Genomic DNA, 13,921 nt, shown 5'->3' on the forward strand with positions numbered 1-13,921 from the left:
GGGACTATCCCCGCGTGTGCGGGGGAACCCATTCCAAGCGGCGGGCGCCACCGAGAAGAACGGGACTATCCCCGCGTGTGCGGGGGAACCGGCTTTCGGCGCCATCGGCGGCCTCTTTTCGTCGGACTATCCCCGCGTGTGCGGGGGAACCGAGAACGTTCGCCACGAAGTATGCGGGTGATTGGGACTATCCCCGCGTGTGCGGGGGAACCGCGAGGCAACCGCCCATGATGTAATGGCCACGGGGACTATCCCCGCGTGTGCGGGGGAACCAGCCGTACTTCTCAGCAAGGAACTTCTCTGCAAGGACTATCCCCGCGTGTGCGGGGGAACCGCCTCGAAGTAGCAGCGCTTTTTGGGATTGACGGGACTATCCCCGCGTGTGCGGGGGAACCTTTTGGGCATAGCCCCACCACCATTACTTCCAGGGACTATCCCCGCGTGTGCGGGGGAACCGCCCCTTGCGAAGCTGCGGCCATATTCGATATGGGACTATCCCCGCGTGTGCGGGGGAACCTTGGCGTCACAGTCGGCGTGATGGCTTCTCCGGGGACTATCCCCGCGTGTGCGGGGGAACCCGCTTTTGCGGCTCTGTCGATCAGATGCGTCAGGGACTATCCCCGCGTGTGCGGGGGAACCTACTGGCGCTAAACGCCGCGCTGGCAAACGGCGGGACTATCCCCGCGTGTGCGGGGGAACCCGGCGACCGGCCGGGGGCCGCGCCGCCGGCGTGGGACTATCCCCGCGTGTGCGGGGGAACCTCAGGCTCTTAACAAGAGCAAGGGGAAGACCGGGGACTATCCCCGCGTGTGCGGGGGAACCAAGTTTTGAACTCTGGCGTCTCGTCTGCTTTGGGGACTATCCCCGCGTGTGCGGGGGAACCACGACCTCCCGGAACTTTCCGCCGTCAAGATGGGGACTATCCCCGCGTGTGCGGGGGAACCTGATTTGGGAATTCAAGACGCGAAACTTCACCGGGACTATCCCCGCGTGTGCGGGGGAACCGAGTACGACGAGCATTACAACGCGGCGGACTGGGGACTATCCCCGCGTGTGCGGGGGAACCGGCCGGACAAGCCAAGACCAAAACCCGGAAGGCGGACTATCCCCGCGTGTGCGGGGGAACCATACTTGTGTACGCATACGTCAGGGAGTACACGGGACTATCCCCGCGTGTGCGGGGGAACCATGCCGAAACCGTCAATGAAGCTTGCGATATGGGGACTATCCCCGCGTGTGCGGGGGAACCATCCCGTAATCGAGAACGGCAAGCTGGTGCTGGGGACTATCCCCGCGTGTGCGGGGGAACCTCGGCCGCAGCACTAGCGAGAGCTACTTGATAAGGACTATCCCCGCGTGTGCGGGGGAACCCCTCTATTTCGGCCATAGAAGGCCGCTGACGCGGGACTATCCCCGCGTGTGCGGGGGAACCCGCGCCCGGCGAAGACCGTGCGTGACATGGGTGGGACTATCCCCGCGTGTGCGGGGGAACCTTTGCCGAACTGCAGAAGCTGCAGCCTGTCGAGGGACTATCCCCGCGTGTGCGGGGGAACCGCAGCGCCATTGCTGCCCTTCTTGTCGCATTCGGGACTATCCCCGCGTGTGCGGGGGAACCGGTCTCGGTCGTATTCTTCTTGGGAAACCATCGGGACTATCCCCGCGTGTGCGGGGGAACCACTGTGTTTTCGTCAAAGGCCGATCCCGTGCCGGGACTATCCCCGCGTGTGCGGGGGAACCTGTCCATGATCTCCCTCAGGCGCTCGAATGTGGGGACTATCCCCGCGTGTGCGGGGGAACCTGCGCCAAAGTAGCCTTGCGGGCGAGTCCAGCGGGACTATCCCCGCGTGTGCGGGGGAACCGGTATTCGTTCGCGCGGATCCCCTCCTCAACCGGGACTATCCCCGCGTGTGCGGGGGAACCTTTCGCATAATCCAACAGTCAACAACAAAAGGGGGACTATCCCCGCGTGTGCGGGGGAACCTCGAAGCCTCTGAGTGCCCCCTTTGACCCACAGGGACTATCCCCGCGTGTGCGGGGGAACCGCTTGATTTGGCGCGCGCCGCCCATGTGCTAGGGGACTATCCCCGCGTGTGCGGGGGAACCCGCGGGCAGAAGCGGCCGGCGTGAAGATTGTGAGGACTATCCCCGCGTGTGCGGGGGAACCTCTGTCACGCAATCGCGGGAGGCCGTGGCGCGGGGACTATCCCCGCGTGTGCGGGGGAACCCTGTCCCATTCGCGGCCGCGCGTGCGGTCTTTGGGACTATCCCCGCGTGTGCGGGGGAACCGGCGATCTGCATCGGACAAACCGGCACGGGCGGGGACTATCCCCGCGTGTGCGGGGGAACCAAGCTCTCGTCCCAAATGGCATTATCCCATTCGGGACTATCCCCGCGTGTGCGGGGGAACCCCAGGGGCTGCGTGAGGAACAACCTCGCCAGAGGGACTATCCCCGCGTGTGCGGGGGAACCAATGGGTTGCCAGCAAGCTCGACGGATTCGCCCGGACTATCCCCGCGTGTGCGGGGGAACCACATGGCTCGAGTGGCGTCCGGCAAAGCCGCTGGGACTATCCCCGCGTGTGCGGGGGAACCTTTTGGGCATAGCTCCGCCACCATTACTTCCAGGGACTATCCCCGCGTGTGCGGGGGAACCGTGCTACGATAATGAGCATTTTCTGGCGATGAGGGACTATCCCCGCGTGTGCGGGGGAACCTGTACGATTACGAGTCAAGTACTAAATGTACGAGGACTATCCCCGCGTGTGCGGGGGAACCCAGGTCGGACAGATCCTCTCCCCGTCTCTCAAGGGACTATCCCCGCGTGTGCGGGGGAACCGCTGTGACGGCACAGGGGCGCGGCTCATGCCAGGGACTATCCCCGCGTGTGCGGGGGAACCCGAGCATCAGCAGCGCGCTTGATGCGATTGAGGGGACTATCCCCGCGTGTGCGGGGGAACCCTCATCCGAGTAGATGTGAAACTTCGGGAACGTGGACTATCCCCGCGTGTGCGGGGGAACCACAATTGTCGAGCTGATCTGCCCCGCAAGGTCGGGACTATCCCCGCGTGTGCGGGGGAACCCCGTGGCCATGCCTCGGCGGCGGCTTGGCGCGGGGACTATCCCCGCGTGTGCGGGGGAACCGTTTCGGCATTCGCCAACATCTCCCATGCCGCGGGACTATCCCCGCGTGTGCGGGGGAACCTCGATACGCTCGACCGACGCAAGCGCCTCGAAGGGACTATCCCCGCGTGTGCGGGGGAACCGTGGTCGCCGCTTGGGAACTTCTGCCGGATGCCGGACTATCCCCGCGTGTGCGGGGGAACCCCTGCTTACGAGGAATCCAGCGCAGGCTGCTCGGGACTATCCCCGCGTGTGCGGGGGAACCTATCCGTAGGAGCGCGACACTTGACCGTCGCCGGGACTATCCCCGCGTGTGCGGGGGAACCTGCTGTGGTGTCGGCCGGCCGGGGGTAAGCCCGGGACTATCCCCGCGTGTGCGGGGGAACCGGTTTCATACTTGATGGTCGGTGTCGTGTTTTGGGACTATCCCCGCGTGTGCGGGGGAACCTGGCTTGGCCGTGACGGAACCGCTCTCAGGCTGGGACTATCCCCGCGTGTGCGGGGGAACCCTGCGGCTGGTGGACCTTGAACTGGGTGAGCAAGGACTATCCCCGCGTGTGCGGGGGAACCAGGCGTTTCGGCGTGTAATTTTCCATGATCGGGGGACTATCCCCGCGTGTGCGGGGGAACCGTTGAAATTTGCGAAGATTTTGTGTGGCCGACGGGACTATCCCCGCGTGTGCGGGGGAACCCGGATCGACTACATTCGCCGATTCCGCGATCAAGGACTATCCCCGCGTGTGCGGGGGAACCCCTCTCGATCCTCAAGACGGTCTTCCTGCCACGGGACTATCCCCGCGTGTGCGGGGGAACCGACGAAGATTCGGAAGTTTACGCATATTTCGTGGGACTATCCCCGCGTGTGCGGGGGAACCTGTAAGATTCGCTCCTGCACGAGGTAGGACTTGGGACTATCCCCGCGTGTGCGGGGGAACCGTGCACTGCTTCAGACTTAGATCGGATTCGGTGGGACTATCCCCGCGTGTGCGGGGGAACCCGATGTGGAACCCAGAGCCATGGCCGCCCTTAGGGACTATCCCCGCGTGTGCGGGGGAACCCCGGGCGAGGGCAGCTGTAACCCTGCCCTTAAGGGACTATCCCCGCGTGTGCGGGGGAACCCCGCCGAAGATCACGCCGACCGGCCCGAAGCGGGGACTATCCCCGCGTGTGCGGGGGAACCCAGGTCACGCCATTCGGGAACTTGATCTGACAGGGACTATCCCCGCGTGTGCGGGGGAACCAGCATCCTTTGTAGTATGCTACACGCTGCATCGGGACTATCCCCGCGTGTGCGGGGGAACCCCAGCACGCGTCGACCAGCTCGCCAGCGCAGAGGGACTATCCCCGCGTGTGCGGGGGAACCCGCTGGTCGCTCGACGACTGCCAGTGAGCCAGGGGACTATCCCCGCGTGTGCGGGGGAACCGTGTAAACTTTGCTCCCGCTACCCAACGTATTGGGACTATCCCCGCGTGTGCGGGGGAACCCGGCAGGCAGGTATCGACGTGGCAGCATTCGAGGGACTATCCCCGCGTGTGCGGGGGAACCCCGCCGCTCTGCCACGGCAGACCGACAAATCTGGGACTATCCCCGCGTGTGCGGGGGAACCCAGGGCGCTGAGATAGTCGGCTCGCAATTTTTGGGACTATCCCCGCGTGTGCGGGGGAACCACCGTCACCTTACCCGGGTGATCCCGGAGCATGGGACTATCCCCGCGTGTGCGGGGGAACCTCTGCCGCTTAATCCATTGTTTCATATACACAATGTCAAAGAACATGGAAGAGCTTCGGACGGCTCTTTCAGCTGCGCAGCGCACGGCGCACCAGAAGCATCGCGTCATGCGCGATGATCTGCTTGGGCGGCTCGCCCAGCGTCAAAAGGCCAAGTCCGCCATTGGCGCTGCTGTCCGCCCACGTCATGACGATGCTTCCCTGGCCCAGCTGAAGGTGCCAGTCCGACAGCACTTCCCAGATTCGGGTGCGCACGCCGGCGCTCATGCGTGGATGGGCATAGACACCTGCGGCAAGCTCCAGCATGGTGGAGCCTAGGAAGCCCCGGTAGCGCGGTTCGACATCTCGTGTGATGACAACCACCATAGGCATCAGCCGGCCACGTCCGCTTTCGTTTCGCCTTCCGGGCCCACGAGCATCTTGATCCGGTCGATCATCGAGGGGATCACCCCTCGCTGGCGGAAGAGCAGCGCCGCGCGCCGGCGGGTTAGGCGCTCGACGGGCTCTCCTGTCTTCATGGCTTCCTTGGCCGCGCCGAAGGCGATGTCCAGCGTCACGTCGTGGCGGTAAAGATCCGCGATGTCGAGGACGAAGGACTGGCCGGAATCCTCATGGATGAAGCCTAGCTGCGGAATGGCCCCCACGCTGGCAACGGCCACGGCAGCCGCCGCCCGCATGGCGCTCGCGGCGTGGTTGATGGCCTGATTGGGCAGGTCGCCCGAGTTCGGGTTCTCCCGATCATAATTGCGCCCGCGCCAGGGAACGCCATAACGTTCGGCCATGAGCTGATAGCTGCGCTTGATGCGGGCGCCTTCCTGGCCACGCAGCACCTCGATGTCGCGGGTCCGCACAATCTCGTCGAAGCGGATGGCATACATGGCGCGCGCCACTTCCATGCGCTTGGCGGGATCCGCCCACAGGCGCACCTGCTCGCGCGCCAACGCGGATGTGTCCGGCATCAGCGGCGGGGCGGTGTAAAAGCGGACTGCGCCCTCGCCGATTGTCGCCAGCGCGCAGCCATGCCGTGCCAGAAGCCGGAGCGCATCATGCGTGACGCTGGATCCGGGCCCTAAGAGCACGATGGAAAGGGACTGATGCGGAATTTGATAATCGCCCGCAGGCAGCTCTCCTCCGCCGGCAGTGACGAAGCGCAGGCACCCGTCCTCAACCTCCAGCCGGCCTCTGTCGAGCCAGACGAGACCATGGCGGTCGGCATGGGGGATGCGTGCCTTCTCAAGCCCCAGCCGGCCGATCAGCATGGCTATCTCCCTGCCGGCCGCAGCAGCAGCATGCCGTAGCCATAGGCCGTGTGGCGGCCGAGGCCGGAGGCAAGCAGATCGGCAAAGGCTGCACCGTCGGTAATCGTTAGTTCGCCATGGAGGGTGGCGTCCGGGCCCTCGATGCGCCCATTGCGCTCGATGATTGTACGCTCGAAATGGGCCAGACGCGTCTTGTCCGCGCAGAGCTCCGCCGCGCCGCCAAGGCGCTCGGCCAGCCAGTCGCGATAAATGGCCTCGCGCGTCAGGCCTGCATTGTCCGGCTCTTCATCGGGCATGCCTTCGGGATATCGCCGCAGGCGCGCGACAAGAAAGGCGTCCACCTCGCTTCCCTTCCTGAAGGCGCCTTTTCCCTGTTGGCCTTTGAGCTGCCGGCGCTGTTCCTCTCGGCTCCAGCCCTCTAGCGGGCTGTTCAGGCGGCGGACGGGGCGGATGCGCACATCGAAGGCAAGGTGACGGCCCTCCCGCCATGTAGGGGGCATCTCTTTGGCTTTGATCCGCGCCGGGTCAGCCACGGCCACCGCTTCCGGCATCCCCACCTCCCGCGCCATCTGGCGCAGGCTTTCCGCGTCCTGGCGGGTGTAGGCATAGAGCATCCCCCTTCGCGCCCCGCGCGCCACCATGAGACGGAAGGGCTGGAGTGCGCCCTTGCCGAAGGTTTCGCTAAGCAGATGATGCAGGGCGCGCCCCTCATCGAGCGCGACGGAGCGCAAGGCTGCCCAGCGCCGGAAATCGCCTAGGTCAAGCGGTAGGCTGATCATGAAAAGCGTGCTCATGGGCCGGGCCTTTCTGCCGTCACAGTCCCTTCCACCACCTTTCGCACGCCGCCGTGCAGGCCCGTGCGCCAGTTGCGGATATCGGGCAGATCGATGATGCGATGAACCTCCGCGCCCTCCTGCGGCCCTTCGCCGAGGGGCCAGAGCGCGCGTGCCGCCCCCTTGCACGGAATGCACTTCAGTGCGGCATAGGCGGTTGGCGCCGTTACGAATCCGCCGTTCAGCCGGCAGGAAGGCAGGCAGGGCTTGCGTCCGATGAAAAGGGGCCGTGCCGGCCGGTCAAGCGCTTCCGCAAGTGCCTCGATATTGGGCGATTCATGCTCAGGCTCAAGGCGCAGAGCGATGGTGACAGCGGCATCCATGTGATAGTCCCGCCTGCGGCGGTGCGGTGCCGAAAAAGTGTTCAGCCCGCCGGCTCTGCCTTCAGGTTGCCCCCACGTAGTCCATCCCTTGTCATCGTTTTTGAGTTGCGCGTTCTGAACATCCGTCAGGACGCCTGCAGGGTTTTCCCGGTCGCGCCGGGCTGCGAAAACAAGCCGGTCCTGCAGACATTGGTGCTTTTCCCATTCCGTCCGGCGCCAGCCCAGTGCGTTGGCGAAAAGCCCCGTCAGCATGGATGTCGCGGGAAAATCGCGTATCACGCCGATGGCATCGATGGTCACGCCACCGAAGGCCATCAGGGGCGCTTCCAGGTGTATGATGAGCCAGCGGTGTTCAGCCATAGGCACCTTCCTGCCATCGCAAGCGCGGGTTGTCCGGGAAGCGCTTCATCATGCCGGCGCTTCCGCCACCCGCTCCGCTGCCCAGCGGGCAAGCCTACCGAGCGACATTTTCTCGATGCCGGTGAGCTCGCCGCTCGTGCAAAGATGAGCGCGCATTTCTCCCGTCTCATAGGCGGCATCGAGCTCGCCCAGCCGCTTCTGCAGGGCATCGCGCGCTTCGGCAAAATCGTTGCGGACCGGCTTCTGATAGGCGGTGGCGAGAGAACGTGGCTGGCGGTCTCCCGCTTCGATCAGCATCAGGTCAGCACGGCCATAGGGCGCCGTCGAGCCAAGCTTGGCGCCGGGGGAGACCTCGGCAATGAGATGCACCAGATTGTGCACCACACAGGCCGCCAGCTCCTTGTCCTTACCGCAGTTGCTGATGAGGCCGGGAAGATCGATCACGACATAGCCGTAGAAGAGGCCGCAGGTGAGTTCGGTCTCCTGTATGGTGTCGGCGCCGCTGTCGTCCTCATCGCGCTTCAGATCGTCCACCGCGGTGAAGTAGTCTTGATCCGCTTCGGCGGCGTGAACCGTAAATGCGTGTGCCACATGCACCGGCGCGTCGATATTAGCAGCCGGATCGGAAGTCACCATGCGGCCAAACAGAGCTGCGATGAGGCCGCCCGGCAGACTGGCATTCTCGCTCATCGCCTTGAAATTCTGGCTCTTGGCCCATTCGGCTACCGCCTTTTCCGCCTCGCTTCCGTCCCTGACGGAGGCCGCGATCTCCTCTGCGCGCTTTGCCAGCCACTCAAGCTCAGGTTGCCCCAGAAGCAGCGTTTGGCGGCTCTTCTTGCCCTTGTGCGCCTCCTTGCCGTAGACGAGATTCTGAAAGGCGGGCTCCAGCGCATCGACAATTTCGTCGGCATACCGACCGCGCAACGGCCTGATGACTAGTTCTGTAACCAGCTCACGAGAGCGGAAGGAGTTTACGAAGCCCGCCAGCTTGTCGAGCGAATGGGGATCGTCCGTCGCCATGCGCCAATGGCGCTTGAGGCATTGTGAAGAAACGCGTGTGCGGTTTACCCCGTTATAGGTCAGCCGCTTGGCCTGACCGGTGTCGTCCCGATTGAGCAGCGCGGCCGTATAGGAATGCAATGTGTGGATTTGCAGGAAGCGGGCGGTGGTCATTCGGATTCCCCTTCTTCTTGAGCTTTCTTCCGGTCAAGCTGGCGGTAATAGGCTTCGGCAAGCCTACGTACGGGCCTCACGTCGCTGGAAAACAGGAGGTAAGCGAAGTCAGCGCAATTAAGTGCACCGGTATTCTGCGCGGCCAGGAAGCGTGCCCACCGCTCCAGTGCCTCTCCCCGCTGCTGAACGGGCAGCGCAAGAAACCGCGCGAGGCGAGCTTCCGAAAGGCCTGCATCACAAAGCGCTGCGCCAAGCGGCCGCTCGAAATCATGGAACGAGCGCCGGGACGCGGACTCCCCCTTTGGCGCCAATGTCGCCAGGATTTTAACGAGACGCAGCGTTTTGCCGTCACCAGGCAGATCAACAGCGGTGACCAGTTTCCAGAACTCCAATTCTCCGGGTCCGCAGACATCCATGCGCCTGAGGCGGGCAAGGGCGCCCGGATCGAGCTCAAGCATCTTGGCGGCAAGAGACGCCACTTTCGGGCCGAGGGATGTGGCCTGCGTTACGGCATCTTCAGGCGGCATTCCGATGAGCCTCCCTGTTTTCAAAGAGTTCGGGATAATTCTTGCGTACAGCGGAGCGCAGAGCCCGCCGCGCCCGGACCTCGGCCCGGTGGCGAAAGAGCGTGGGGCATGGCATGACGGGCAGGAATTGATCGAAGATCGCCTGCGTCCGTTCCCAGAGTTTTTCGGCGAACTCCGTTTCGACGCTTTTCCGTGCGTCTTCTTCCATCTCCTCGGCGTCAAAACGCCGCCACAGGAAGTCGAAGAAGATGGAATCCGCGTAGCGATCGAGATGAGAGCGGGCAGCCTGCGTCAATGTATAGCTTTCGCGTGTAATCTTCTCCCGCTCGCCGCCAGCGATGACAAGTACGAGCGAGTAGGCGAGAGCCTGATCAAATCTCCTGATCGTTTCCGCCTGCGCAGTCGCGAGAGTATGAAGAATCCCCCGCGCGTCCGTGTCCCAGCCCCAAAGGGCCCTGCGGCTGCTGATGGGAACGATTCGGCTCTTGAAGCCTCCTGTCTTCGAGTTTCCGCGTGCCAGCGCCTGGGCCACGATGGCCAAAGGCACCTCATCCGTCTCAAACGGTGCGCGCCCGGCGAGAAGCGGCAGGTGCCAATTGCCTGAAAACAGCAGGTCGATCAGCCGCGAGTATTGAAAATCGCCGTTCTCGCCCAGTGTGAGACTCTTTCTGTCCCCGGCATGGACAGGCACCCACGGGTCGCCAACCGCGCCCCTGCAATGAGCAGCGTCAATGCGCGTGGCGCGGGACGTGCCCCTGACGCCCTCGATGCGGCCATCACGGTCCGCAAGGCGGATGCGACGGCAAATTTCAATGAACAGGATATCGAGCTCTTTGAGCTGGAGCTGTTCTCCCTCGGGCCAAGGCTTCAGCCAGACAAGACCAAGGCCTCCTTCATCTGGATAGTCATCGATTTGCTCCAGCAGCCGGTCCCGTGCCGCAAGCAGAAATCGCACATCGCGGAGAAACCATGCCCCGGGCCGTGGTGCCAAAATCCTGAGGCTCTTTTCCGGCATGGGTGCCAGGGTCAGCATCGGCCGGGAGGAGTTGCCTCCATTCATGCGGGCGATGCCGTAATTGCCGGCGCCGCCAAAGCCTTCTCCTGTTTGCAGACTGATCAGCGCGAACAGCCAGTCTTCCGGCTCAGAGCTGCGTGCTACCTGCCGTTTAAGGTCATGGTTCTTCGAGGTGATCGGCAGATCGAGCTCGTCGGGCGTGGCGACACCGCTCTTCAGTTCCACTCCATCCGGCACTGGCGGCTGCATGAAGGCGGGTTTCGACCAGTCCTCCACCACGAGGCGCCATGGCTCGTCGCCCGGAAAGCCGGGCGTGAGCCCCCGCAGGAGCTCCGTCCATTGTGCTTCCCCCTCCGGAATTTCAGCACGCCCCGCCTTATGCAGAGCGAGCGCTGCAAGCTGCACGAGGAACATGTGCCAGAACATGCCCTGATGAGGCCGGAGCGCCGGAAAACTCTTCACTTCATCACGCGCAAGGGCGGCGAGAACGCCGGGGAGAGTTAGCCGCCCAAGAGGCATTGTATGAATGAATGGCCGGGAAAGAAGATTATGCATCCTTCTCCCCCGGCAAGTCGTACTTTCCCCGCATTAGCGGCGGGGGAACTGCTTCACTATGATGGGACATCATAAGTGGCAGCGGGCTATCCCCAATTGATTGTTTTGGGGCGTCAGCGCCGGCATCCAATGCGAAACCAGCCGTCACTCTGGTCGATGCCGCAACTCCTCCTCCAATAGCAGCAATGATCTCAGAATTGAAGAAAGCGCGAATCTTCATGTGATAACTCCCATAGATGTTTATCGATGGGCTCCAAAATAGCTATCGCCACTGGGGTTTTCAAGAACCTGCCACTTATAAAGTCTCATAGTCTGGAAAGCCCGCCCCTATCGTAAGTAAATTCACTATCCCCCACGCGGAATCGAAGTGCATTTTCCGCCTGCTCCACGGGCAGGGCGTCTGTTGATTCTACCCCTCTCCAATGCGCCGGAAGCGTGATGCTCTCGATCTCGAGACCGAAGGGGCTGCGTACTTTGCCGGCAAAGCGTATCATCGCGCCCTCTTCGCCGAGCCGCGTGCGAATCTTCTCTTCAAGGTCGGGAAAACGGAGCTCCGAAAAAGGCTCGTTCACCGGCAGGCATACCATCCTGGCTGCCTGAGCCATCCCCACGGCGTTGCCGTAATGGGTGTTCCAATAGGCGGACCACCGCTCGCCGAGCTCCGCATTCAGCCTCTCGATAGCCTCCTCATGCGTGGCCAGTTCCACGAGCGCACGATTCATCTGCGGAATGATCCACTCTTCCTTTTCCGCCGCGAGCCGTCGCGTCAGCTCGCAGGCATGCAGATTCGTGTAAACGCCCTGCAATGTGCGCAGCGCCCTGTCTTCCCAGCCGCCAAGGCCGTTCTCGAAGCTGGGGGCCGTAAAGCGCTCCAGGCCACCCTCGGGCGAAAGGACGACACATTGCGGCGCCTCGAACCCTTCGGGACGGGGCAGGGCATGGCGGTGCAGTCGCCCGATCCGCTGCAGGAGCACGTCCACGGGGCAAAGATCGGTGATCAGGAAGTCCGCGCAGATATCGAGAGACTGCTCCAATGTCTGCGTGCCGATGACGATCACGCCGCGATGGGGGCGTATATCCGCTTGCGGGGAAAGGGCCGCTTCCACTTCCATGTCGAGGAGAGCCCGGTCCTCCGCCGCAAAGCGGGAATGATGCAGCGCCGGCCCTTTCGCCACTTTCCATAAACAATCTTCGGCGCCGGCCTGCAGCACGGCCTCGAACGTTTCGCGCGCCGCCTTCACCGTGTTGCGGATGACGAGCACCTTCGCGCCCTTCCGCGCTGCTTCTATGGCGCGCGTGGCGGCCATATCCGCAGCCCAGGAGTTCACGAGTTCCATCCGGACGCGCTTTTCGCGGGCGGCCGGTCCCTCGGGCACGCGGCAGCCATCCCTGCTCCAGGCCGCCGGATAGGGCGCGGCCAGAGCCTGAGCCAGCGGCGGCGCGGCTCTTTCCCTCCGGTTGCGGGCCAGCCAGATGCTGCGCGCCTGCGAACCCAGAGTGGCGGACATCAGCATGGCATAACCGCCGCGCCCCAGATGGGTCTTCAGCAGATGATTCTGTACCTCCGTCATGTACCGGTCGGAGGCATGCACTTCGTCGATGATCAGGAGCGACCGTGAAAGCGCCGCGCTGCGCAGATGCGCATGCTTTACCGTCAATGCGGCAAGCATGGCCTGATCCACCGTGCCAACCGCGATGGGCGCAGCAAGATAGCGCTTCGCGTTTTCCGCCGCCCAGCGGGCGAGCCTTTTGGCCTCGTCGGGCTCATCCTCCCACAGCACCTCAAAGTGCGGCAGAGCCTGCCCTTGCGCCTCTCCGGCCCTGAGATAGCCCGGGACGGCAAGAATCGCCTCTGGTGCCCGTTCCCCGAACAGGCGCTTTATAGCCTCGTTCACCCGCCCATGAATTTGCTTGGCCGCCGCGCGGGTCGGCAGCGCGAAATAGAGACTGTCCACCTTCCCGGCCTCGAAGAGGCGGGCAAAGCGCCATAAGGCGGCCTCCGTTTTTCCGGAGCCTGTCTCCGCTTCGAGGATGATGAGCTGGTCATCGAGCGGCCACTCGCCGATAAGGCGTTGAGCGGGCCTGGGCATGCGCCCTGGCGCAATCGCCTCAAACTCTGCCCGCCCGGCAACGGCGGCCTGCCAGTGCCGCGTATCGAGCCCGATTCCGCGCACCGCTTCGCGGGCCTTTTCACGCGCTTTGTCCATGTAGAAGGGATCGAGCACAGCCACGAAGGGAAAAATTGACCGGGTCGAGCCCAGCCAATCCGCCAGCGAAACAAGGCCGCAGAACAGATGCGCAAAATCCGGGCAATCAGGCAGCCGCGTGCCGCTTTCGGTGAAGGCCAAGCCAAACCACTTTTTCATGATGGCGCCAAGTTCCGCCGAGGCGGCAAGCGGATCATATCCCGCCTCCGGCACTGCATCCCATCGTTTTGCGGCACCCGGTTCCACATTGAAGGGGCGGCCATGATGCGCGAATGCGGCGGCCAGAAGATCGCTGCTAGCCCACCGGAGGAGGTGTTCGATGTGCAGGTTCCGGGCGATCTGGCCATCGCGGTCCGGCCGGTTTCTCATGAAGATTGCCGCTCCCGCCTCCACATGTCCCTGATGGAAATCCCACCACCATCCTTCAGGCCACCCTTTGGCCTGAAAGCCGGGGTGCAGCTTGCCGCAGTCATGAAGGAAGGTGATGACGGCGAGACGCGCTATATCGAGAGTTGATAAGGCTCTGCCCGCCGCCCGCTCCATCCGGCCCCTGATCACCGGTAGCTCGGCCAAGGCCTCGAAACAGGCCGTCACATCCGCACAGTGATGTGCGAGATGATGGATCAGATTTCCGTCCGTCTTCCCCCAAGGCGGGCGATTTGAGCTCCCCATCCCCCCAGCTCAACACAAAATCGAATGAGGCCGTTGCCCTCAGCCTCAACCCAAAGACGAATCAGCGCCGCGTGATAAAATTAAACGGGATTTTTCCACCTTGGCAATACGGTAGGTTGCAGGCGCTCTTTTCTGCACATCTTTTAGAGG

General features: G+C 63.5%; 8 protein-coding genes and 1 CRISPR repeat array. All 8 genes read right to left on the reverse strand.

Translation table 11 applies throughout. The features are described from left to right. A CRISPR array of direct repeats spans positions 1-4,848; the repeat unit is 29 nt; unit sequence GGGACTATCCCCGCGTGTGCGGGGGAACC. A 68-nt stretch (positions 4,849-4,916) separates the two neighbouring features. Then, on the reverse strand, positions 4,917-5,219 hold the full coding sequence (gene cas2e, locus NYR54_RS00880) for a type I-E CRISPR-associated endoribonuclease Cas2e (protein ID WP_261513489.1): 303 nt from the start codon (positions 5,217-5,219) through the stop codon (positions 4,917-4,919). Then, positions 5,219-6,106 carry a type I-E CRISPR-associated endonuclease Cas1e gene (cas1e, locus tag NYR54_RS00885; protein WP_261513491.1) on the reverse strand — a complete coding sequence of 296 codons (888 nt, stop codon included), beginning with the start codon at positions 6,104-6,106 and terminating at the stop codon, positions 5,219-5,221. The genes cas2e and cas1e overlap by 1 nt, the downstream gene beginning before the upstream one ends. Positions 6,107-6,108: 2 nt before the next feature. Continuing rightward, complete coding sequence (gene cas6e, locus NYR54_RS00890; protein ID WP_261513493.1) at positions 6,109-6,900, reverse strand: type I-E CRISPR-associated protein Cas6/Cse3/CasE; 792 nt, start codon at positions 6,898-6,900, stop codon at positions 6,109-6,111. Then, positions 6,897-7,622, reverse strand: coding sequence for a type I-E CRISPR-associated protein Cas5/CasD (gene cas5e, locus NYR54_RS00895; protein WP_261513495.1), 726 nt, complete (start codon positions 7,620-7,622; stop codon positions 6,897-6,899). The genes cas6e and cas5e overlap by 4 nt, the downstream gene beginning before the upstream one ends. 48 nt (positions 7,623-7,670) lie before the next feature. Then, on the reverse strand, positions 7,671-8,795 hold the full coding sequence (gene cas7e / locus NYR54_RS00900) for a type I-E CRISPR-associated protein Cas7/Cse4/CasC (protein ID WP_261513497.1): 1,125 nt from the start codon (positions 8,793-8,795) through the stop codon (positions 7,671-7,673). Further along, positions 8,792-9,322 (reverse strand): hypothetical protein, encoded by a 531-nt coding sequence (locus tag NYR54_RS00905; protein ID WP_261513498.1) that lies wholly within the window; start codon positions 9,320-9,322, stop codon positions 8,792-8,794. Before NYR54_RS00905 ends, cas7e begins: the two co-directional genes overlap by 4 nt. Then, entirely contained in the window at positions 9,312-10,763 is a 1,452-nt protein-coding gene (locus NYR54_RS00910) for a hypothetical protein (protein ID WP_261513500.1), read from the reverse strand. Before NYR54_RS00910 ends, NYR54_RS00905 begins: the two co-directional genes overlap by 11 nt. Positions 10,764-11,197: 434 nt before the next feature. Continuing rightward, on the reverse strand, positions 11,198-13,771 hold the full coding sequence (gene cas3 / locus NYR54_RS00915; RefSeq protein ID WP_261513503.1) for a CRISPR-associated helicase Cas3': 2,574 nt from the start codon (positions 13,769-13,771) through the stop codon (positions 11,198-11,200). Positions 13,772-13,921 lie beyond the last annotated feature (150 nt).

This window comes from Chelativorans petroleitrophicus, assembly GCF_025398195.1.
Lineage (GTDB): Bacteria > Pseudomonadota > Alphaproteobacteria > Rhizobiales > Rhizobiaceae > Chelativorans > Chelativorans petroleitrophicus.

Bases quoted from the DNA above. Each gene is read 5' to 3' on its own strand.
- cas2e (WP_261513489.1), bottom strand. From the start codon at position 5,219: ATGCCTATGGTGGTTGTCATCACACGAGATGTCGAACCGCGCTACCGG.
- cas1e (WP_261513491.1), bottom strand. From the start codon at position 6,106: ATGCTGATCGGCCGGCTGGGGCTTGAGAAGGCACGCATCCCCCATGCC.
- cas6e (WP_261513493.1), bottom strand. From the start codon at position 6,900: ATGAGCACGCTTTTCATGATCAGCCTACCGCTTGACCTAGGCGATTTC.
- cas5e (WP_261513495.1), bottom strand. From the start codon at position 7,622: ATGGCTGAACACCGCTGGCTCATCATACACCTGGAAGCGCCCCTGATG.
- cas7e (WP_261513497.1), bottom strand. From the start codon at position 8,795: ATGACCACCGCCCGCTTCCTGCAAATCCACACATTGCATTCCTATACG.
- NYR54_RS00905 (WP_261513498.1), bottom strand. From the start codon at position 9,322: ATGCCGCCTGAAGATGCCGTAACGCAGGCCACATCCCTCGGCCCGAAA.
- NYR54_RS00910 (WP_261513500.1), bottom strand. From the start codon at position 10,763: ATGTTCTGGCACATGTTCCTCGTGCAGCTTGCAGCGCTCGCTCTGCAT.
- cas3 (WP_261513503.1), bottom strand. From the start codon at position 13,771: ATGGGGAGCTCAAATCGCCCGCCTTGGGGGAAGACGGACGGAAATCTG.